General features: G+C 57.6%; 18 protein-coding genes. 6 read left to right on the top strand and 12 right to left on the bottom strand.

The annotated features are described in order from the left end of the window. Positions 1-10 precede the first annotated feature (10 nt). Positions 11-1,417: an FAD-linked oxidase C-terminal domain-containing protein gene (locus ACQR3R_RS18910; RefSeq protein ID WP_428274161.1), complete on the bottom strand. Its 1,407-nt coding sequence runs from the start codon at positions 1,415-1,417 to the stop codon at positions 11-13. Between the two features lie 204 nt (positions 1,418-1,621). Here ACQR3R_RS18910 and serA point away from each other — a divergent pair, with 204 nt between their 5' ends. Beyond that, the gene (gene serA / locus ACQR3R_RS18905) at positions 1,622-2,851 is read left to right on the top strand and encodes a phosphoglycerate dehydrogenase (protein ID WP_428274160.1); all 1,230 of its coding nucleotides are present in this window, start codon (positions 1,622-1,624) and stop codon (positions 2,849-2,851) included. 62 nt (positions 2,852-2,913) lie between these two features. Here the strand turns inward: serA and ACQR3R_RS18900 are convergent, their stop codons facing one another. Next, positions 2,914-3,339, bottom strand: coding sequence for a DUF4399 domain-containing protein (locus tag ACQR3R_RS18900; protein ID WP_428274158.1), 426 nt, complete (start codon positions 3,337-3,339; stop codon positions 2,914-2,916). Positions 3,340-3,473: 134 nt separating this feature from the next. Between ACQR3R_RS18900 and ACQR3R_RS18895 the strand changes: the two genes are divergently transcribed. Continuing rightward, positions 3,474-4,058: a transporter substrate-binding domain-containing protein gene (locus ACQR3R_RS18895; RefSeq protein ID WP_428274156.1), complete on the top strand. Its 585-nt coding sequence runs from the start codon at positions 3,474-3,476 to the stop codon at positions 4,056-4,058. 123 nt (positions 4,059-4,181) lie between these two features. Here the strand turns inward: ACQR3R_RS18895 and ACQR3R_RS18890 are convergent, their stop codons facing one another. Further along, entirely contained in the window at positions 4,182-4,667 is a 486-nt protein-coding gene (locus ACQR3R_RS18890; protein ID WP_428274154.1) for a 2-thiouracil desulfurase family protein, read from the bottom strand. Positions 4,668-4,669: 2 nt separating this feature from the next. Beyond that, a complete protein-coding gene (locus ACQR3R_RS18885) occupies positions 4,670-5,293 on the bottom strand; it encodes a 2OG-Fe(II) oxygenase (protein ID WP_428274153.1) in 624 nt (207 codons plus the stop codon). A gap of 117 nt (positions 5,294-5,410) precedes the next feature. Here ACQR3R_RS18885 and ACQR3R_RS18880 point away from each other — a divergent pair, with 117 nt between their 5' ends. Continuing rightward, positions 5,411-6,163, top strand: a complete 753-nt coding sequence (locus ACQR3R_RS18880; RefSeq protein ID WP_428274151.1) for a DUF2059 domain-containing protein — start codon at positions 5,411-5,413, stop codon at positions 6,161-6,163. A gap of 103 nt (positions 6,164-6,266) precedes the next feature. Here the strand turns inward: ACQR3R_RS18880 and ACQR3R_RS18875 are convergent, their stop codons facing one another. Further along, complete coding sequence (locus ACQR3R_RS18875; protein WP_428274149.1) at positions 6,267-7,214, bottom strand: phospholipase BipL; 948 nt, start codon at positions 7,212-7,214, stop codon at positions 6,267-6,269. Positions 7,215-7,311: 97 nt separating this feature from the next. On the opposite strand from ACQR3R_RS18875, the gene ACQR3R_RS18870 reads away from it, so the two are divergent. Both ACQR3R_RS18870 and ACQR3R_RS18865 read left to right on the top strand, forming a co-directional pair. Further along, on the top strand, positions 7,312-7,893 hold the full coding sequence (locus ACQR3R_RS18870; RefSeq protein WP_428274147.1) for a DUF6436 domain-containing protein: 582 nt from the start codon (positions 7,312-7,314) through the stop codon (positions 7,891-7,893). Positions 7,894-8,002: 109 nt separating this feature from the next. Continuing rightward, complete coding sequence (locus ACQR3R_RS18865) at positions 8,003-10,414, top strand: penicillin acylase family protein (protein ID WP_428274145.1); 2,412 nt, start codon at positions 8,003-8,005, stop codon at positions 10,412-10,414. Positions 10,415-10,732: 318 nt separating this feature from the next. Here ACQR3R_RS18865 and ACQR3R_RS18860 read toward each other — a convergent pair whose 3' ends face one another. Next, complete coding sequence (locus tag ACQR3R_RS18860; protein ID WP_428274143.1) at positions 10,733-11,698, bottom strand: DJ-1/PfpI family protein; 966 nt, start codon at positions 11,696-11,698, stop codon at positions 10,733-10,735. Positions 11,699-12,023: 325 nt separating this feature from the next. Here ACQR3R_RS18860 and ACQR3R_RS18855 point away from each other — a divergent pair, with 325 nt between their 5' ends. Next, a complete protein-coding gene (locus ACQR3R_RS18855; RefSeq protein WP_428274141.1) occupies positions 12,024-12,665 on the top strand; it encodes an HD domain-containing protein in 642 nt (213 codons plus the stop codon). Positions 12,666-12,930: 265 nt separating this feature from the next. On the opposite strand, the gene ACQR3R_RS18850 is transcribed toward ACQR3R_RS18855, so the two are convergent. The 6 genes from ACQR3R_RS18850 to ACQR3R_RS18825 form a co-directional block, all read right to left on the bottom strand. Further along, the gene (locus ACQR3R_RS18850) at positions 12,931-13,821 is read right to left on the bottom strand and encodes an ABC transporter permease subunit (RefSeq protein WP_428274139.1); all 891 of its coding nucleotides are present in this window, start codon (positions 13,819-13,821) and stop codon (positions 12,931-12,933) included. Then, the gene (locus ACQR3R_RS18845) at positions 13,818-14,738 is read right to left on the bottom strand and encodes an ABC transporter permease subunit (RefSeq protein WP_428274137.1); all 921 of its coding nucleotides are present in this window, start codon (positions 14,736-14,738) and stop codon (positions 13,818-13,820) included. The genes ACQR3R_RS18850 and ACQR3R_RS18845 overlap by 4 nt, the downstream gene beginning before the upstream one ends. Further along, a complete protein-coding gene (locus tag ACQR3R_RS18840) occupies positions 14,735-15,877 on the bottom strand; it encodes a polyamine ABC transporter ATP-binding protein (protein ID WP_428274136.1) in 1,143 nt (380 codons plus the stop codon). Before ACQR3R_RS18840 ends, ACQR3R_RS18845 begins: the two co-directional genes overlap by 4 nt. A 73-nt stretch (positions 15,878-15,950) precedes the next feature. Further along, positions 15,951-17,048: an extracellular solute-binding protein gene (locus tag ACQR3R_RS18835; protein WP_428274134.1), complete on the bottom strand. Its 1,098-nt coding sequence runs from the start codon at positions 17,046-17,048 to the stop codon at positions 15,951-15,953. Positions 17,049-17,281: 233 nt separating this feature from the next. Then, a complete protein-coding gene (locus ACQR3R_RS18830) occupies positions 17,282-18,394 on the bottom strand; it encodes an extracellular solute-binding protein (RefSeq protein WP_428274132.1) in 1,113 nt (370 codons plus the stop codon). A 167-nt stretch (positions 18,395-18,561) separates the two neighbouring features. Beyond that, positions 18,562-19,926, bottom strand: a complete 1,365-nt coding sequence (locus ACQR3R_RS18825) for an aminotransferase (RefSeq protein ID WP_428274130.1) — start codon at positions 19,924-19,926, stop codon at positions 18,562-18,564. Between the last annotated feature and the right edge of the window lie 26 nt (positions 19,927-19,952).

Raw genomic sequence — 19,952 nt, 5'->3', positions numbered from 1 at the left:
CGTGGATACTTTAGTTCGCAGCTTGAACCGCGAAGATCTTGCCCGGGTTCATGATGCCGTTCGGGTCGAACACCGCTTTGACGGCTTTCATGTACTCGATCTCAACCGCAGAGCGGCTGTAGGTCAAGTAGTCACGCTTGGTCATGCCCACGCCGTGCTCGGCGGAGATTGAGCCGTTGTACTTCTCGACGGTTTCAAATACCCACTTGTTCACCGTGGCGCACTTGGCGAAGAACTCGTCTTTGCTCAGGTCTTCTGGCTTGAGGATGTTCAAGTGCAGGTTGCCGTCGCCGATGTGACCGAACCAGACGATTTCGAAGTCCGGGTAGTGTTCGCCGACGATCGCATCGATTTCCTTCAAGAACGCCGGGACTTTCGACACAGTCACCGAAATATCGTTTTTATATGGCGTCCAGTGGGAGATGGTTTCGGAGATGTACTCGCGCAGCTTCCACAGGTTTTGCAGTTGGGTTTCGCTTTGGCTCATCACGCCGTCCAGCACCCAGCCCTGCTCGACACAATGCTCGAAGGTTTCCAGCGCATCGTTGGCCACTTCTTCAGTGGTCGCTTCGAACTCCAGCAACGCATAAAAAGGGCAATCGGACTCGAACGGAGCCGGCACGTCGCCGCGCGCCATGACCTTGGCCAATGCCTTGTCAGAGAAAAATTCGAACGCGGTCAGGTCGAGCTTGTTCTGAAACGCGTGAAGCACCGGCATGATCGAATCGAAATCGGTGGTACCGAGGACCATGGCGGTGAGGTTTTTCGGGGCGCGATCCAGGCGCATGGTCGCTTCGACCACAAAACCCAGTGTGCCTTCAGCGCCAATGAACAGCTGACGCATGTCGTAACCGGTGGCGTTCTTGATCAGGTCGCGGTTCAGTTCCAGCAGATCACCCTTGCCGGTCACGACTTTCATGCCAGCGACCCAGTTACGGGTCATGCCGTAGCGAATAACCTTGATTCCGCCGGCATTGGTGCCGATATTGCCGCCAATCTGGCTGGAGCCTGCCGAAGCGAAGTCCACCGGATAGTACAAACCTTTTTCTTCTGCCACGTTCTGCAGGTGCTCGGTGACCACGCCTGGCTGGCAAACTGCCGTGCGGTCGGTGAGGTTCACCTCAAGGATTTGATTCATATAGTCGAACGATACGACCACTTCGCCATTGGCAGCGACCGCCGCAGCGGAAAGCCCGGTACGACCACCGGACGGCACCAGCGCCACTTTGCGCTCGTTGGCCCAACGGACAATGGCCTGCACTTGTTCAGTGGTCTTGGGGAACACAATGGCCGTCGGGGCCGGGGCGAAATGCTTGGTCCAATCCTTGCCGTAAGCATTCAGGGAGTCGGCATCGGTCAGCACCTTGCCAGGCTCAACCAGGGTCTTCAGCTCATCAATCAGGGCAGGATTGGTCATCGACAGAACTCTCGAACAATTCATGGTCATCCTGAGAACGCTTCACGTCGCAGGAATGAGTGTTTAGCGGGGTGCATATGCTAGCATACCGACCCCGCAGGGTAGTGCCCAAAGGCTGTTCTGCGGCGACGGCTTTCTTGCCGTCCGGGTCAGCGTCCACTGACCACTTCCTGCCATTTTTTTCCGGGATACAGGTTTACGCAGATGAGCAAGACTTCTCTCGATAAGAGCAAGATCAAGTTCCTTCTTCTGGAAGGCGTCCACCCATCGGCCGTCGAAGTTCTGAAGGCTGCTGGGTACTCCAGCATTGAGTACATCACCAGTTCTCTGCCGGAAGCCCAGCTCAAGGAAAAGATCGCCGATGCGCATTTTATCGGCATTCGCTCCCGCACTCAGCTGACCGAAGAAATCTTCGATCACGCCAAGAAGTTGGTGGCTGTCGGCTGTTTCTGCATCGGCACCAACCAGGTCGACCTCAACGCGGCGCGCGAGCGCGGCATCGCGGTGTTCAACGCACCGTACTCCAACACCCGCTCTGTCGCCGAGCTGGTACTGGCCGAGGCTATCCTGTTGCTGCGCGGCATCCCCGAGAAGAACGCTTCCTGCCACCGTGGCGGCTGGATCAAAAGCGCTGCCAATTCCTTCGAAATCCGTGGCAAAAAACTGGGTATCGTCGGTTACGGCTCGATCGGCACGCAACTGTCGGTATTGGCCGAAGGCCTGGGCATGCAGGTGTTTTTCTATGACACCCTGACCAAGCTGCCATTGGGCAACGCCACTCAGGTGTCGAGCCTGAACGAACTGCTGGGCATGTCGGACATCGTCACTTTGCATGTTCCGGAAACCGCTGAGACCCAGTGGATGATCGGCGAGAAGGAAATCCGCGCCATCAAGAAGGGCGGGATCCTGATCAACGCCGCGCGCGGCACCGTGGTCGAACTGGACGCCCTGGCTGAGGCGATCAAGGACAAGCACTTGATCGGCGCCGCCATCGACGTATTCCCGGTAGAGCCACGCTCCAACGACGACATCTTCGAAAGCCCGCTGCGTGGCCTGGACAATGTGATCCTGACCCCGCACATCGGCGGTTCCACCGCTGAAGCCCAAGCCAACATCGGCCTGGAAGTGTCGGAAAAACTGGTCAAGTACAGCGACAACGGTACGTCGGTGTCCTCGGTCAACTTCCCGGAAGTAGCGCTGCCGGCTCACCCTGGCAAGCACCGTTTGCTGCACATCCACCAGAACATCCCAGGTGTGATGATGGAGATCAACAAGGTCTTCGCGGAAAACGGCATCAACATTTCCGGTCAGTTCCTGCAGACCAACGAGAAAGTCGGCTATGTTGTGATCGACGTAGACGCCGAGTACTCGGACCTGGCGCAAGAGAAGCTGCAGCACATCAACGGCACTATCCGTAGCCGCGTTTTGTTCTGATAGCCACTTGAGCGACAAAAAAAGGAGACCTTCGGGTCTCCTTTTTCATGGGCGCTACAACGTTATTGGACGTTGACAGTGATCTTTTTCGAAACGATTGGCGGATCGAACGGCATGTGGCCGCTATCACCCAACTCAAGCTGCAAGGTGTGCTTGCCCGGTGCCAGTTTGATGGTGGCCTCGGTTTGAGCCTTGCCGAAGTGTATATGATTGGCGTCCAGCGGAATTGGCGCGCCGGCGGCAGGCAACTTGTCTACGTCGATCAACAGGTGATGGTGGCCGGTGTTTTTGGTGACATCCCCTGCCGGCGCGAGCGCGACATCCTTGACGCCGAATTTAACCAGGAATTCCTGACTGACGGTGGCACCGTCAGCCGGGGACACGATGAACACTTCTGCACCTTTAGGTGCCGGAGTCGCAGCTGTTGCCAGCATCGAAGCACTCAGCAACACTCCAGCGAATGCTGCTCGTGACATGAACGTTTTCATTCTCTTCTCCAGTTTTTCCGTAAAATTCGCGTGGTCATGACAACTTCACGACCATTCGTTGTCGAAGGCTCTCGACAACCATAGCAAAGCGAGCCTGAACCGAGCGTCGCGATAATGAATTCAAAGGAGTGACCATGCGTTTTTTGCCTGGCCTGATCTGCCTGCTTCCCCTTTTGAGCCCTTTGGCTCATGCCGAACTGATTGACGATGTTAATGACCGCGGCGAATTGCGCATCGCTCTTGAGGCTAATACACCGCTGTTCAATTTCAAGGAGGACGACAAACTCGCCGGTTTCGAAGTCGAACTGGGTCAGCTATTAGCGACCGAGCTGGACGTGCGGGCCGAATTTGTCGTCACCGATTCCAGCGATTTGTTACCCGGTGTCGAGAGCGGCAAGTACGACATCGCCATCAACCACATAGCAATGACCCCGGAACTGAAAGATCGTTTCGACTTCAGCGAACCTTACAGCTACACCGATACGGATTTGATCGCGCAGAAAGAAGAACCGCGCTCGATTCTGCTGGTGCAGTCGCTGACCGAAAAAAAGCCGAAAGACATTGCGCCTGTCAGCCTGGTTATTCCATTTCAGAAAGGTAACCCGGCATTTCACGCCAGCCTGCAGAATGCGTTGCAACGGATAAAAGCGGATGGGCGCATGGAAGCGTTGTCACAGAAGTGGTTTGGAGCGGATACGAGCGTGGCGCCGAAACCCTGAGATAGCAGGAATCAACGGTGGGAGCTGGCTTGCCGGCGATGGCAGTGGAGCAGCCAACAAGAATGTTGACGGTGATGACCTCATCGCTGGCAAGCCAGCGCGTACAAGGTTTTGCGGCGGATATCAGATTCGAGTGTTCAATGCCGCCGCCGCTTGAGGCAGCTCCAGCTCACTGAACACCTGAACGCCATGGCGCTTGAGCAACGCCGCCGTGACGCCTTCACCCTGGACCTTTACGCCGCTGAAAGTCCCGTCATAGGTCAGCAGATTCCCGCACGAGGGGCTATTGGCCTTGAGCACCGCGATGCGGATGCCGTGCTTTTGCACCAGTTCCAGCGCCTGATAAGCACCGGATAAAAATGCGGCACTGACATCTTCGCCCTCGGTGGTCATCACCGACGCTTGGCCATCGAGCACTTCGCGGCCCTGCCCACCCGGGATTTCTGCAGCGGCCCTCGGCGTCGGCAACCCGCCTGCAACCTCTGGACACAGCGGCACGACACGGCCCTCTTCGATCCACTGCTGAAGCTGATCGAACGGCCCACTCGCGCCACCGTCGTAACGTACGCGATGGCCCAACAGACAGCGGCTTACCAGAATTTTTTGCATGATCAGAACGGCTCGTTACCCCGACAGCGAAACCACCCGGTCAATGACAGGCGATCCCGGGTTGCGGGCAAAACTTCGTGGGGGACTTCACCCGACAGAAATACCACCAGGCATCCGCCGGTGGGTACGACATCGTATTCAACCGTGTCGCCGAGGTACATACGCAACTGGCCACCCTGTTCAGGCAGCCAGGCGTCATTGAGGTAAACGACAGCTGAGACCATGCGGCGGTCGTCATCGCGAAAGCGGTCGACATGCTTGAGGTAAAAAGCACCTGGAGGGTACATCGCAAAATGGCTTTCGAAATCTTCCAGGCCCAGGTACAAGCCACGATTCATGGCCTCGCGCAGGCTGTTCATCAATTGCAGATAACTGTCGCACGCCAGCGCCTGGCCTGGTTCGATCCACTGAATATGGTCACCGCGAATGCCTTCACGTATCTCCGAAGTCGGCCCGCGGCCCACAGCGGCCGGGGCCAATTCACCTTCGGCAGCGCGTTTACGGCACTCAGCCGCCAGTTCCAGGGTCAGAGCCTGGGGCAGGAAAATATTCTGCTGCGACCAGCCGTGTGTGGCCAGGTCATCGACGATACGTAACAGCAGCGGGTGATCAGAGGGTATTTGCATGGCGCGCATAGTATTCCTGTGCCTGCAAATCCGACAGAGCCACACGGCGCCTTGATACGAATTCTCGACAAGTACGAAAGCCGCACGGAGAATAGTCGCCTGCTGACAGGAGTCCCTATGCGTCGTTTGCTTTTTTCACTGTTGATGCTCTGTGCTTTGCCTGCTTGGGCAGACGACCACGACCAGTTGTACAAGGTCGCCGGTTGGCCAGACCAGCGCGCGCATTTCAACGATGCTCTTGCCACTGCTCAGCTGCGATATCAGAGCAGCCTTCCGCCCGCGGTCTATCAAGCACTGGTCAATAACAGCAATCAGCGTTTTGCGCCGCAAGCCGTTGACCAACGCGCCGAAGCACAATTGCGCAAGACACTCGCCGACCCGAAACCTGCACTGACGTTCTTTCAATCGCCGCTGGGCAAGAAAGTCGTCGCCGCCGAATTGCTCGCCACCCGGCGTGATCAACTGGCAAAAAACGCCAAGGGCCTGCCCAAGATGCCGGCGACTGACAGCCGTCTATTGATCATCGGTCACTTGGCTCAGGCCTTGCCCGCTCGCGAAGCCGGTGCCGAAGTCACCTTGGCGATTGCAGGCGTGGCGGCCGATAGCCTGAGTTCGATGATCCCTGGTTTGCTGGGTGGCGGTCAGGCGCAGGGCATGTTGAATGGTCAGCGCCAGCGTTTGATGGATCAAATCGGCAGCGATCTGAACAATACGCTGCTGTACGTTTATCGCGACCTGTCGGATAACGAACTGGAAGAGTTCGCCACGTTTGCAGAGTCCGCCGAAGGCAAGGCGTACTACCAGGCTGCACTGGCGGCGATTCGTGCAGGCTTGGCGGTGGGGCAGAATCCGTCGAACACCAGTCAGTAATTTCGGCAGCGGCGAGGGCCTTTTCGCGTGCAAGCCCGCTCGCCATTTCGAAATGAGCGCCTAACCTGTGGGGGGCTTTCCCGCGACGCGGCTCTTGACGACCCTAAAGATTGCGCCCCTTGATCCGCTTGCTCAAAAACCCGAAGTACTCCCCTCGCAACACCGCCGTTTCATTCGCCAGATGATGCCTGGCCTCTGACAGCATCAGCACTTGCGGGCGATCAAACTTGGCTTTCAACACCTCAAGGTTATGCACCCAATCCACCGTCATGTCCGCTTGCCCCTGCACAATCAGCGGCCGACGGGTACTGCTCGGTGCGGCTTCGATGCGTGTGATCCATTGCGCCAGCGCCCCGACCCATGCCGTCGGCAGACGCAAGGGCTGCAACGGATCGGCCTGCAGGAACGGCAAAAAATCGGGGTCGTTGGAGTTCTCGCTGAAGCGCCGGGCGATGGCGTTGACGAAAGGCTTGAGCAAGTAATAACTCAGCTTCGACCAGCCCCAGGCGCGCGGCCGTACCAGCGGTGACAGCAGAATCACCTGGCCTTGAGCCGGGCTGCCAACGCCGTGGTTCAACACATGGTCAATCACGATCGCTCCACCGGTACTTTGCCCGCACAAGTGCCAGGGTTGCGGCAAATCCAGGGATTTTGCCTCGGCGAACAAACCCTGCAGCGTGTCCTGGTACTCGGCGAAATCCTTGATGCTGGCGCGTTCACCACTGGACAGGCCATGGCCTGGCAGGTCGCAGGCGATCACTGCAAACCCCTGATCCAGTGCCCACTCGATCACATGCCGATAGAGCCCGGTGTGGTCATAAAAACCGTGGAACACAAACAGCGTCGCCTTCGCCCGTTCCGGCCACCAGAACTGGCTCACCAATTGATAACCATCCACCTCGAAACGCCCCAGGCCACTGCGCACGTTGCGTCCTGAAAAATCCAGGCCGTAAAAACGCTGGTACGCCAGAGCCTCCACCGACAATGCGAGTCCTTGCGCCAATGGCCGCAGGCTGGCGCGCAAATGATCGGGGTCGAAAGTGGCAGGCATGAGCAATTCCAGAACATGAAACGGACTTTATAGGCCTGCGATATTCATCTGTCGCGACAAGCATGGCAAGCTAGCCGACCTTCGAGGATTGAAACCCATGCGTTCGGCCTACCGCACCACACTGCTTGCCAGTTTGCTCGCCCTCGTGTGTGCCGGCGTTCTGTGGGCCGCTTATGATTGGTTTCAGGGACGCTACCTACGAGCGTTCAGTGAGCACACGGCGGTTTTCTCCGGCGACCCGCTGCGCCTGCCAGACAACCTGGCCGGCCCCGGCGCCATCCGCCTCGTACACTTCTGGGACCCGGCCTGCCCGTGCAACGTGGGTAATCAGCAGCACCTGACGGAATTGGTCGAGCGCTATGAGCCACAAGGCGTCGAGTTTTACGCGGTACAAAAGCCTGGCAGCCACGGGCAGTTGCCAACCACGTTAAGCAGACTGAAAAACATCCCCGTGTTACCCGGTTCCGAACAGATCCCCGCCAGCCCGGCCGTGGCGATCTGGGATCGTAGCGGCAAGCTCGCGTATTTTGGCCCGTACAGCGAAGGCCTCACGTGTAATTCAAGCAACAGCTTTATCGAACCGATTCTGCAAGCACTGAACGAAGGACGAGGTGTGAGTGCAACGCACACACTGGCGGTGGGTTGTTACTGTCCGTGGCCAGTCGACGCAAAGCAGTAATCCCCACCAGCAGCTCGAATCCCTCCTTAGTGCGATGGGCCAAACAGGCAAGCCGTGATAAACCATGGCGCCAGGGAAATGCTGTCTCTAATAACAACAAGGAATCTCCATGAAACGTAGCCTGACCGTTCTTGCCGTGCTGATTGCCGCGCTCGCTGCGGGCGCTGGCGGGTACGTCTACAGCAAACAACCCACGCGCCAGGGCATGGTTGAGCTGCAACACCTGCAAGGCACGGTCACCGTGCGTTACGACGAGCGCGGCATCCCGCATGTCCGCGCGCAAAACGAGACGGACATGTATCGCGCCCTCGGTTACGTTCACGCCCAGGACCGATTGTTCCAGATGGAAATCATGCGGCGCCTGGCCCGTGGCGAGTTGGCCGAAGTGCTCGGGCCCAAACTGCTCGACACTGACAAACTGATGCGCAGCCTGCGCATTCGCGAAAGGGCCGACACCTACCTCGCAAGCCTGGATAAACAATCGCCGGCATGGACGGCCATGCAAGCGTATCTGGATGGCATCAACCAGTATCAGGACAGCCATCCCAAACCTGCCGAGTTCGATGTGCTGGGCATTCCAAAACGCCCGTTCACCGCGCAGGACACCATCAGCATTGCCGGTTACATGGCCTACAGTTTTGCCGTGGCGTTTCGCACCGAACCGTTGCTGACCTACGTCCGCGATCAGTTGGGTGCCGATTACCTGAATGTCTTCGACCTGGACTGGCAGCCCAAAGGGGTGCTGGCGAACAATCGCGCAAAGCTCGCGGCGCCACTGGCCAGCGCCGACTGGAAAGACCTGAATGCCCTCGCCCGCCTTAGCGAACAAGCATTGGCCGACAATGGCTTGCCGCAGTTCGAAGGCAGCAACGCCTGGGTCGTCTCCGGCAGTCGGACCAAAAGCGGTAAGCCATTGCTGGCCGGTGACCCGCATATTCGCTTCTCCGTACCGTCGGTGTGGTACGAAGCACAACTGTCGGCGCCGGGTTTTGAATTGTACGGTCACTATCAAGCGTTGATGCCGTTCGCGTCACTGGGAATGAACCGTGACTTCGGCTGGAGCATCACGATGTTCCAGAACGACGACATGGACTTGATCGCCGAGAAGGTCAATCCGGACAACCCGAATCAGGTTTGGTACAGCGGTAAATGGGTGGACATGGTCACCAGCGAACAGCAGATTGCGGTCAAAGGCCAGCCACCGGTGACACTGGTGCTGCGCCAGTCGCCGCATGGGCCGATCGTCAACGATGCGTTGGGCGCCAGCGTCGGTAAAACGCCGATTGCGATGTGGTGGGGCTTTCTCGAAACCCAGAACCCTATTCTTGAAGGCTTCTACCAGCTCAACCGCGCCGACACCCTGGCCAAGGCCCGCACTGCCGCAGCCAAGGTCCAGGCACCGGGGCTGAACATTGTCTGGGCCAACGCCAAGGGCGACATCGGCTGGTGGGCGGCGGCGCAGTTGCCAAAACGCCCGGCGGGTGTGCGCCCGGAATTCATTCTTGATGGCGCCAGCGCCGAGGCAGATAAGGATGGCTTCTATCCCTTCAGTGCCAACCCGCAGGAAGAGAATCCGGCGCGAGGGTATATCGTTTCGGCCAACTTCCAGCCAGTTTCGACCACTGGCATGGAAATTCCTGGTTACTACAACCTGGCTGACCGCGGGCAGCAGCTCAATCGTCAGCTCAGCGAAAAAAGCATCAAGTGGGATCTGGAGGCCAGCCAGAAGCTGCAACTGGGCACCACCACCGCCTATGGCCCGCGCCTTTTAGCGCCGTTGTTGCCGGTATTGCGAGAAGTGGTGACTGATCCCGCCGAACTCAAACTGGTTGAACAACTGGCCCAGTGGCCAGGCGACTACCCAATGGATTCCACCAGCGCCACGCTGTTCAACCAGTTCCTGTTCAACCTGGCTGACGCGGCAATGCGCGACGAATTGGGGAACGACTTCTTCGAAACGCTACTCTCCACGCGAATCATAGATGCTGCGCTGCCGCGTCTGGCAGCGAATGCCGATTCACCTTGGTGGGACAACCGCAACACACCCGCCAAAGAGACGCGCGCCGATACGGTGAAAGTCGCGTGGCAGGCGAGCATTGCGCACCTCAAGACCACGCTGGGCGCAGATTTCTCGCAATGGCAATGGGGCAAGGCACACACACTCACGCATGGCCATCCGCTGGGGCAGCAAAAACCGTTGGATCTAATCTTCAACGTCGGCCCGTTCGACGCGCCCGGCAGCCATGAAGTACCGAACAACCTTTCGGCCAAGATCGGCCCGGCGCCTTGGCCGGTGACTTACGGCCCATCGACGCGGCGGTTGATCGACTTCGCCGACCCGGCTCACAGTTTGACCGTCAACCCGGTCGGCCAAAGCGGTGTGCCGTTTGATAGCCACTACGATGATCAAGCTGAGGCGTATGTCGACGGGCTCTACTTCCAGGCGCACCTGAATGATGAGGAAGTGATCGCCAACACGCGAAGCACGTTGAAGCTGATGCCGGCGCGCACTGCTCAGTAGATTTGTATTGGCTGGACTGGCCTCATCGCCAGCAGGCTGGCTCCCACATTGGTCCTGTGCACGCAGCTCCATTGTAAAAGCTAGCCTGCTCCCACAGTGGTCCTGTGCACGCAGTTCCATTGTAAAAGCTAGCCTGCTCCCTCAGTGGTCCTGTGCACGCAGTTCCATTGTAAAAGCTAGCCTGCTCCCTCAGTGGTCCTGTGCACGCAGATCCATTGTAAAAGCTAGCCTGCTCCGACAGTGGTCCTGCACACAGATCCATTGTGGGAGCCAGCCTGCTGGCGATGAGGCTCGCAAGAACAACGCATATTCATGCGTTCAAACCATCGCTGCAAAGTTCAGCCTGAACTGCTGTGGCGTCACGCCCAACCTGCGATTGAACACGCTGCGCATGTGCTGGGCATCGCGAAAGCCACATTGATAGGCGACGGTCTTGAGCGGCGCAGCGGTGCTTTCGAGCATCACTCGCGCTGCGTCTACCCGCGCCCGCTCGACGAACTCCGCCGGGGTTATTTTCGCTTCCCTGGCAAACACCCTCGAAAAGTTACGAGCGCTCATGTTGGCTGCGTTGGCCAGGTCGGCAATGGTCAAGTCACCCGTGAGGTTGGCGAGCACATAAAGCTGCACCAATGCCACCGCCGAAGTCGGCTCCGCATGCGGTGTGAGGAATGGACTGAACTGCGATTGACCGCCCGAGCGCTGGGTAAATACCACCAGCCGCTTCGCGACACTCAGCGCCACTTCCGGCCCGTAGTCCCGGGCCAACAGGTACAGCGACAGATCTATCCCCGCCGTCACCCCGGCCGAGGTATACAGCTCACCGTCCTGCACGTACAGCCGATCGGCTTCAACCTGGGTTGACGGGCACAATAGCGCCAACTCTGCGGCATCACTCCAGTGGGTGGTGACCGTGCGCCCCTCCAGCAGCCCGGCCCTGGCGAGCATGAAAGCACCGTTGCAGATCGAGCCAAACCGCTGGGCCCGCGCGCAGGCATCGCGCAACCAGGCATCAAATGCCGGGCCAAAATCCACGAACGGCAACTGCGGGCCGCCCGCCACCAACAGCAGGTCGTAAGCCTCCAGAGCCTCACTGAAATGCTTGTGCGCGTTCAGTGACAAACCGTTGGAGCACGCCATTGTGGCGTGCTCCACCCCAATCACTTGCAGCCGATAGTGATCGTGTGACGGCAGAAAACGATTGGCTTCGGAAAACACATCCATAGGGCCGGTGACATCCAGTGACTGCACACCCGAGAACACCACGATGGCAACGGTTTTATTCATGGTAGGTATCGCTCTCAATGGATCAGGGCCACCACGGATCTGTGGCAAGTGCGTCTTCGTGGCGAGGGGATTTATTCCCGTTGGAGTGCACAGCGCTCCCGGACTTTTTGGACCCTTTGCGCAGCCCACCGGGGATAAATCCCCTCGCCACAAAAGCGTATCCGCCGAGACCAAACTTAGCCAATCCGCGACCAGCAAGCGGGTTTGGCGCGATATGCATGCTCATTGGCAAGGATCGCAGCCATGCATCGATTGTCCGGTTGCGGGGGCGAGAACAGACTTGATTCATCAGCGCCGCTAGGGCGTTCTGCATGAGGAAACTACCATGAGCAGCATCATTGCCGGCATCAAAATCCCTGATAGCGCGTTGGCCAAAGCCACCACTGAATACATTCGCGACGTGGAATCCGACTTGCTTTACCACCACTCACGCCGGGTATTCCTGTTCGGCGCCCTGAGCGGTGAGCGCAAGCAATTGGCTTACAACCCGGAGCTTCTTTACGTCGGCGCCATGTTCCACGACCTGGGGCTGGTGGAAGGTCATCGCAGCAACGATGAGCGCTTCGAAGTTGATAGCGCCAACGCCGCCAAAGCTTTCCTCAAGCCTTACGGATTTTCAGACGACGACATTGAACAGGTGTGGTTGTCGATTGCCTTGCATACCACGCCGGGCGTCGTTCAGCATTTGCGGCCGAACGTGGCGCTGGTCACAGCAGGCGTCGAAATGGATGTGCTGGGCATCGACTACGCCGCGTTTTCCACCGTACAGCGTGAAGCGGTGGTACATGCCCACCCGCGCGGCGAAGGGTTCAAGGAATGCATCCTGTGCGCGTTCGCCAACGGTTTCAAACACAAACCGGACAGCACGTTCGGCACCGTAAACGCCGATGTGCTGGTGGACAGCGAGCCAGGCTTCAAGCCCCTGAACTTTGTGGAGATCATCCGCAAATCTCCTTGGGTGTCCTGAAACAAAATGTGGGAGCGAGCCGGATCGCGATAGCGTGTCAGTCAACAACGACGTAGCTGACACACCATCGCGAGCAGGTTCGCTCCCACATTTGATCGGTGTCGAACACTTGGTTGGCGTTCACTGCAAAACCTGTGGGAGCGAGCCTGCTCGCGATGGGGCCGGCACATTCAACATCAGTATTGGCAGACACATTGTCTTCGCGAGCAGGCTCCCACAGGGGATTCAGGTCGACCACGGATTTGTGGTCGACCCGGCATTGCTTTTAGGCCACTTCCGGCGCTTGTGCGCGACGCACGTCCGGTTGCTTCCACGAATCGGCGGCGCTCTCTTCGATCGCTTGCTGAATCGCCCGTTTGCGGCTTTCTTCAGCACGGCGGCTGAAGAACCAGACCAGGAAGGTGACGATAGACACGGCCAGCAGAATCAGGCTCGCCACGGCGTTGATCTCTGGCTTCACGCCCAGACGCACCGCCGAGAACACTTCCATCGGCAAGGTCGTCGAACCAGGGCCCGAAACGAAGCTCGCCAGTACCAAGTCATCCAGCGACAAGGCGAACGACATCATGCCGCCTGCTGCCAGGGACGGCGCGATCATTGGAATGGTGATCAGGAAGAACACCTTCCACGGCCGCGCACCAAGGTCCATTGCCGCTTCTTCAATCGACAGGTCCAGCTCACGCAGACGCGCCGACACCACCACCGCCACGTACGCCGCACAGAACGTCGTGTGGGCGATCCAGATGGTGATGATGCCGCGTTCCTGCGGCCAACCGATCATCTGCGCCATGGCCACGAACAGCAGCAACAGCGACAGACCGGTAATCACTTCGGGCATTACCAACGGTGCAGTCACCAGGCCACCGAACAGCGTGCGCCCCTTGAAGTGAGTGATACGGGTCAGCACGAACGCTGCCAGCGTACCCAATGCAACCGCCGCCACCGCCGTGTAGCAGGCGATTTCCAGCGAACGCACCACCGAGCCCATCAGTTGGGTGTTGTCGAGCAGGCCGACGTACCATTTGATCGACCAGCCGCCCCACACCGTCACCAGTTTGGAGGCGTTGAACGAGTAGATCACCAGGATCAGCATCGGCGCATAGATGAACAGCAGTCCGAACACCAGCATAAAACTCGAGAAACTGAAGCGCTTCATTCTTTGCCCTCCATTTCTTTGGCTTGGCTACGGTTGAACAGGATGATCGGCACAATCAGGATCGCCAGCATCACCACCGCCAGCGCAGACGCTACCGGCCAGTCTCGGTTGTTGAAGAACTCTTGCCACAGCACCTTACCGATCATCAGCGTTTCCGGACCACCGAGCAGTTCCGGGATCACGAACTCGCCCACGACCGGAATGAACACCAGCATGCAACCGGCGATAATGCCGTTCTTGGACAGCGGAATGGTGATCTTCCAGAAGCTGTTGAACGTGCTCGAACCGAGGTCCGACGCGGCTTCCAACAAACTGTTGTCGTGCTTCACCAGGTTGGCGTAAAGCGGCAGGATCATGAACGGCAGGTAGGAGTAAACGACGCCGATGTACACCGCCAGGTTGGTGTTGAGGATCTGTAGCGGTTCGTTGATCCAGCCCATGCTCATCAGGAAACCGTTGAGCAGACCGTTGTTACTGAGGATGCCCATCCATGCGTAAACGCGGATCAGGATCGCGGTCCAGGTCGGCATCATGATCAGCAGCACCAGCACCGTTTGCAGCTCTTTGCGCGCGCTGGCGATGGCATAGGCCATCGGATAGCCAATCAACAGGCAGAGGATGGTGCTGAAAAACGCCATCTTCAACGAGCCGAGGTAAGCGGCGATGTACAACTCATCGTCGCCAAGCATCGCGTAGTTGCCCAGGTTCAACAGCACCTGCAGCTTCTGATCAACGAAGTTGTAGATCTCGGTGTACGGCGGAATGGCGACGTCGGCTTCGGCAAAACTGATCTTCAGGACGATGAAGAACGGCAGCATGAAGAACATGAACAGCCAGATGAACGGGACCCCGATGACCAGTTGGCGGCCACCGGGAATTATTCGATTGAGTCGGCGTTTGAATTTGCGCATGTTCATGAGCGAAGTACCACGCCGCTGTCGTCTTCCCAGTACACGTACACCTGGTCACCCCAGGTTGGACGCTGGCCACGACGTTCGGCGTTGGCTACGAACGATTGCACCAGTTTGCCGCTCGGCAGTTCGACGTAGAACACCGAATGCCCGCCGAGGTAGGCGATGTCATGCACTTTGCCGCTCGACCAGTTGTATTCACAGGTCGGCATATCGGCCGTCACCAGCAGTTTTTCCGGGCGAATGGCGTAGGTGACAGACTTGTCCTGCACCGAAGTGCTGATGCCGTGGCCGACGTAAATCTTACGGTCCAGGTCCTTGCAGGTGATGATCGCGTGGCCTTCGGCGTCGTCGATCACTTCGCCTTCGAAGATGTTGACGTTACCGATGAATTCGCAGACCAGGCGGCTGGTCGGGGTTTCGTAAATGTCGATCGGGCTGCCGATCTGAGCGATCCAGCCCAGGTGCATGATCGCGATGCGCTCGGCCATGGTCATGGCCTCTTCCTGGTCGTGGGTCACCATGACGCAGGTCACGCCAACACGCTCGATGATCTCGACCAGTTCGAGCTGCATCTGCGAGCGCAGCTTTTTGTCCAGCGCGCCCATCGGCTCATCGAGCAGCAACAGCTTCGGACGCTTGGCCAGCGAACGCGCCAAGGCCACACGCTGACGCTGGCCACCGGACAACTGATGCGGCTTGCGTTTGGCGTACTGGCTCATCTGTACCAGCTTGAGCATTTCGGCCACGCGAGCATCGACTTCAGACGCCGGGATCTTGTCCTGCTTGAGGCCGAAGGCGATGTTCTGCGCCACCGTCATGTGCGGGAACAAAGCGTACGACTGAAACATCATGTTGATCGGTCGTTCGTACGGCGGCATGTCGGTGATGTCGACGCCGTCGAGGAAAATACGCCCCTCGGTCGGCCGTTCGAAGCCTGCGAGCATGCGCAGCAAGGTGGATTTGCCCGATCCCGAACCGCCGAGCAGGGCGAAGATTTCACCCTTTTTGATTTCCAGGGACACATCGTCCACGGCAATCGTCTCGTCGAACTTCTTCGTGACCCGGTCGATTTTGACCAACACCTGTTTAGGTGATTGGTCGCCCTCGAGGGCTTTCTTATAGGCGCCGGAGGCAACTGCCATTTACGAAACTCCCAGAAAAAAAGAGTGCAGTTCGCTCAAGGTGAGCCAACCTTGGATAGTTTGAGCTTTGAAGCTACTTACCCGTCTTGACCTTGGTCCAGCTGCGGGTCATCAAACGTTGAATGTTGGGTGGTAACTCGACCGATACGTAGGTTTTGTCGAGGACTGCTTGCGGTGGATAAACCGCTTCGTCGGTGCGAATGGACTGTTCCATCAGTTTGTCCGACCCTGGATTCGGGTTGGCGTAGCCGACGTAATCACTGACCTGAGCAATAACCTCGGGTTTCAGTAAATAGTTGATGAAGGCATGGGCTTCCTTGACGTTGGTCGAGTCCTTGGGAATCGCCAGCATGTCGAACCACAGCGCACCACCTTCTTTAGGAATCGTGTAGGCGATGTTCACGCCTTTCTTCGCTTCATCAGCCCGGTTTTTGGCCTGGAAGATGTCACCGGAGAAACCGATGGCCACGCAGATGTCACCGTTGGCCAGGTCTGCGATGTATTTGGAGGAATGGAAATACGTCACGTAAGGCCGCACAGCCAGCAACTTGGCTTCAGCCTTTTTGTAATCAGCGGGGTTCGTGCTGTTAGCGTCCAGCCCCATGTAGTTAAGGACTGTGGGCATCATTTCATCAGCCGAGTCGAGGAACGCTACGCCGCAACTGTGTAGCTTCTTGATGTTCTCGGGTTCAAACAGCACACCCCACGAATCAATCTTGTCGACGCCCAGTACCGCTTTGACTTTGTCGACGTTGTAACCGATGCCGTTGGTGCCCCACAGATAAGGCACGGCGTACAAGTTACCTGGATCGTTTTGCTCCAGACGCTTGAGCAGTACCGGGTCAAGGTTGGAATAGTTGGGCAACTGCGACTTGTCGAGTTTCTGGAAGGCGCCAGCCTTGATCTGTTTACCAAGGAAGTGATTGGACGGCACCACCACGTCGTAACCGGTACGCCCGGCCAGCAGTTTGCCTTCCAGGGTTTCGTTGGAATCGAAAACGTCATACACCGGTTTGATGCCGGTGGATTTCTGGAAATCGGCAAGGGTGGTCTGACCGATGTAATCCGACCAGTTATAAATATGCACAGTGCCAGCGGCCTGAACACTGACGGCCAGCGTCAGCCCGGCAGCCACCAACAGTGCATTGCGTAACAAAGAAAAAATAGGCAAGTGGAGGTCCTCTGAAATTAGTTGGGCCCAAGTTGCCCCGTGTTACATGACAGCCTTAGCTGCCCAGCAACAAAACCGGCGCGCAACTTACCCTCGATAAACCGTTCCAGCAAACTTTATGAAGATCTGTAGCAGCTGCCGCAGGCTGCATTCGACTGCGAAGCCGCCGTGCTGTCGAAAAAGCGGAGGTCTTTCAAACCTCAACACAGCCTTCGGCAACTGCTACAGATGTGTTACTTACCGGACTTAATTTTGGTCCAGCTGCGAGTCAGGATCCGCTGGGTAGCGGCCGGCAAGTCGGCAATCGCATACAGCTTGGCCAGAACGTCAGCCGGTGGGTAGATGCCCGGGTCGCTGGTGATGTCTTTATCAACCAACGGGGTCGCCGCCGCGTTGCCGTTCGGGAAGCGCACGGCATTGGTGATTGCAGCCATGACTTCCGGCTTCTGCAGGTAGGTCATGAACTTGTAGGCGCCCTCGACGTTTTCGGCATCTTTAGGGATGGCGACCATGTCGTAGAAGCTGCCTGCACCTTCTTTCGGAATGTTGTAGCTGACTTTCACCTTGTCGCCGGCTTCAGCAGCGCGGGACTTGGCCTGGTAGATGTCACCCGAGTAACCGATCGCTACGCAGATGTTGCCGTTAGCCAGGTCGGAGATGTACTTGGAGGAGTGGAAGTAGGCGATCGAAGGGCGAACCTTGAGGAACAGCGCTTCAGCTTCGGCCAGTTGTTTTTTGTCCTGGCTGTCGGTTGGATAGCCCAGGTAATGCAAGGCCACCGGAATCATCTCGGTTGGCGAATCCAGCACGCTGATACCGCACGACTTCAACTTGGCGGCGTTTTCAGGTTTGAAAATCAGGTCCCAGGAGTTAGTCGGCGCGTCTGGGCCCAGAGCAGCCTTGACCTTCTCGGCGTTGAAGCCGATACCAATCGAACCCCACATGTAAGGGAAGGCGTGTTCGTTACCCGGGTCGCTGACCGATACCGCTTTAAGCAGGTCCGGGTTCAGGTTTTTCCAGTTTGGCAGCTTGGACCGGTCCAGTTTTTGGTAAACACCGGCCTTGATCTGCTTGGCGAGGAAGTTGTTCGACGGGACGACGATGTCGTAACCGGACTTGCCTGCCAGCAACTTGGCTTCGAGGGTTTCGTTACTGTCGAAAACGTCGTACACCACTTTGATCCCGGACTCTTTCTCGAAGTTCGCGATGGTGTCCGGAGCGATGTAATCGGACCAGTTATAGACGTGCAACACTTTATCGTCCGCCTGAACTGCACCCGCCATCACGCCCAGCAGGGACATGGCGAGGAGGGTCTTGCCAGCTATCTTCATACCTAATGCCTTCATGGGTAATGCTCCAATTTTTCTTTTTAACCACGTGCTCAGCGGCCTTTTACTGGGCATCCGAACAACCGGTAGTCTGGCAAGTTCCGAGGCAGGCTTTCAAGGAAAGGCCCATCCTTTATTTGCACTGAGCGAAGTGCCACCTTCGCACTCCGCCCAGAGCCTAGCACTTAGGCCTGCAACGCACTCAGGGTCAGGTCCAGGCACTTGCGCGCCTTGGCCACCAGCTCATCGATTTCGGCCGGTGTAATCACCAACGGCGGAGCAATGATCATGGTGTCGCCCACGGCACGCATGATCAGTCCGTTGTCGAAGCAGAACTGACGGCAGATCATGCCAACACCGCGATCTTCGTAACGTTTGCGGGTGGCTTTGTCCTGAACCAGTTCGATGGCCCCCAACAGGCCTACACCGCGCACTTCACCCACCAACGGATGGTCGTTCAGTTCCCGTAGACGCTTTTGCAAATACGGTGCCGTTTCTGCGTGAACGCGCTCGATAATTTTTTCTTCGCGCATGATGCGGATGTTTTCCAGCGCCACAGCAGCGGCTACCGGGTGACCCGAATACGTGAATCCGTGGTTGAAATCACCACCCTCATTGAGCACTGCGACCACTTCGTCGCGCACGATCAGGCCACCCATCGGGATGTAGCCAGACGTCAGGCCTTTGGCAATGGTCATCATGTCTGGCTTGAGGCCATAGAAATCGCTACCGAACCACTCACCCGTACGGCCGAAACCGCAGATCACTTCATCGGCGACGAACAGAATGTCGTACTTGGCGAGGATTTCCTTGATGCGCGGCCAGTAGGTTTCTGGCGGAATGATCACGCCGCCTGCGCCCTGAATCGGCTCGGCAATAAAGGCACCGACGTTGTCCACGCCGACTTCCAGAATCTTCTCTTCCAGCTGATTGGCTGCCCACACACCGAACTCTTCCGGCGTCATGTCGCCGCCTTCGGCAAACCAGTAAGGCTGGGCAATGTGAACAATGCCCGGGATCGGCAAGTCGCCTTGTTCGTGCATATAGGTCATGCCACCCAGGCTCGCGCCGGCCACGGTGGAACCGTGATAACCGTTCTTGCGGCTGATGATGACTTTTTTGTTCGGCTGGCCTTTGATCGCCCAGTAGTGACGAACCATACGCAGCATGGTGTCGTTACCTTCAGAGCCGGAACCGGTGAAGAACACATGGTTCATGCCTTCAGGCGCGATATCGGCAATGGCTTTGGCCAGCTCAAGTACCGGCGGGTGAGCGGTCTGGAAGAACAGGTTGTAATAAGGCAACTCGCGCATTTGTTTGCTGGCGGCATCGGCCAACTCATCGCGACCATAGCCGATCGCAACACACCACAGACCGGCCATGCCGTCGAGGATCTTGTTGCCTTCGCTGTCCCACAGGTACACGCCTTTGGCATGGGTAATGATCCGCGGGCCTTTTTCTTTCAGCTGCTTGAAATCGCTGAACGGCGCCAGGTGGTGATCATTGCTCAGCGCTTGCCACTCACGGGTTTGCGGGTTGTTACTGGTCATGCGAATTCTCCTTGGATTCCAGTGAA

Origin of the sequence: Gordonia sp. IEGM753, assembly GCF_050321825.1 — a bacterium.
Classification (GTDB): domain Bacteria; phylum Pseudomonadota; class Gammaproteobacteria; order Pseudomonadales; family Pseudomonadaceae; genus Aquipseudomonas.
This window is presented reverse-complemented; position numbering and strand designations above follow the sequence as displayed.

Bases quoted from the DNA above. Each gene is read 5' to 3' on its own strand.
- ACQR3R_RS18910 (WP_428274161.1), bottom strand. From the start codon at position 1,417: ATGACCAATCCTGCCCTGATTGATGAGCTGAAGACCCTGGTTGAGCCT.
- serA (WP_428274160.1), top strand. From the start codon at position 1,622: ATGAGCAAGACTTCTCTCGATAAGAGCAAGATCAAGTTCCTTCTTCTG.
- ACQR3R_RS18900 (WP_428274158.1), bottom strand. From the start codon at position 3,339: ATGAAAACGTTCATGTCACGAGCAGCATTCGCTGGAGTGTTGCTGAGT.
- ACQR3R_RS18895 (WP_428274156.1), top strand. From the start codon at position 3,474: ATGCGTTTTTTGCCTGGCCTGATCTGCCTGCTTCCCCTTTTGAGCCCT.
- ACQR3R_RS18890 (WP_428274154.1), bottom strand. From the start codon at position 4,667: ATGCAAAAAATTCTGGTAAGCCGCTGTCTGTTGGGCCATCGCGTACGT.
- ACQR3R_RS18885 (WP_428274153.1), bottom strand. From the start codon at position 5,293: ATGCAAATACCCTCTGATCACCCGCTGCTGTTACGTATCGTCGATGAC.
- ACQR3R_RS18880 (WP_428274151.1), top strand. From the start codon at position 5,411: ATGCGTCGTTTGCTTTTTTCACTGTTGATGCTCTGTGCTTTGCCTGCT.
- ACQR3R_RS18875 (WP_428274149.1), bottom strand. From the start codon at position 7,214: ATGCCTGCCACTTTCGACCCCGATCATTTGCGCGCCAGCCTGCGGCCA.
- ACQR3R_RS18870 (WP_428274147.1), top strand. From the start codon at position 7,312: ATGCGTTCGGCCTACCGCACCACACTGCTTGCCAGTTTGCTCGCCCTC.
- ACQR3R_RS18865 (WP_428274145.1), top strand. From the start codon at position 8,003: ATGAAACGTAGCCTGACCGTTCTTGCCGTGCTGATTGCCGCGCTCGCT.
- ACQR3R_RS18860 (WP_428274143.1), bottom strand. From the start codon at position 11,698: ATGAATAAAACCGTTGCCATCGTGGTGTTCTCGGGTGTGCAGTCACTG.
- ACQR3R_RS18855 (WP_428274141.1), top strand. From the start codon at position 12,024: ATGAGCAGCATCATTGCCGGCATCAAAATCCCTGATAGCGCGTTGGCC.
- ACQR3R_RS18850 (WP_428274139.1), bottom strand. From the start codon at position 13,821: ATGAAGCGCTTCAGTTTCTCGAGTTTTATGCTGGTGTTCGGACTGCTG.
- ACQR3R_RS18845 (WP_428274137.1), bottom strand. From the start codon at position 14,738: ATGAACATGCGCAAATTCAAACGCCGACTCAATCGAATAATTCCCGGT.
- ACQR3R_RS18840 (WP_428274136.1), bottom strand. From the start codon at position 15,877: ATGGCAGTTGCCTCCGGCGCCTATAAGAAAGCCCTCGAGGGCGACCAA.
- ACQR3R_RS18830 (WP_428274132.1), bottom strand. From the start codon at position 18,394: ATGAAGGCATTAGGTATGAAGATAGCTGGCAAGACCCTCCTCGCCATG.
- ACQR3R_RS18825 (WP_428274130.1), bottom strand. From the start codon at position 19,926: ATGACCAGTAACAACCCGCAAACCCGTGAGTGGCAAGCGCTGAGCAAT.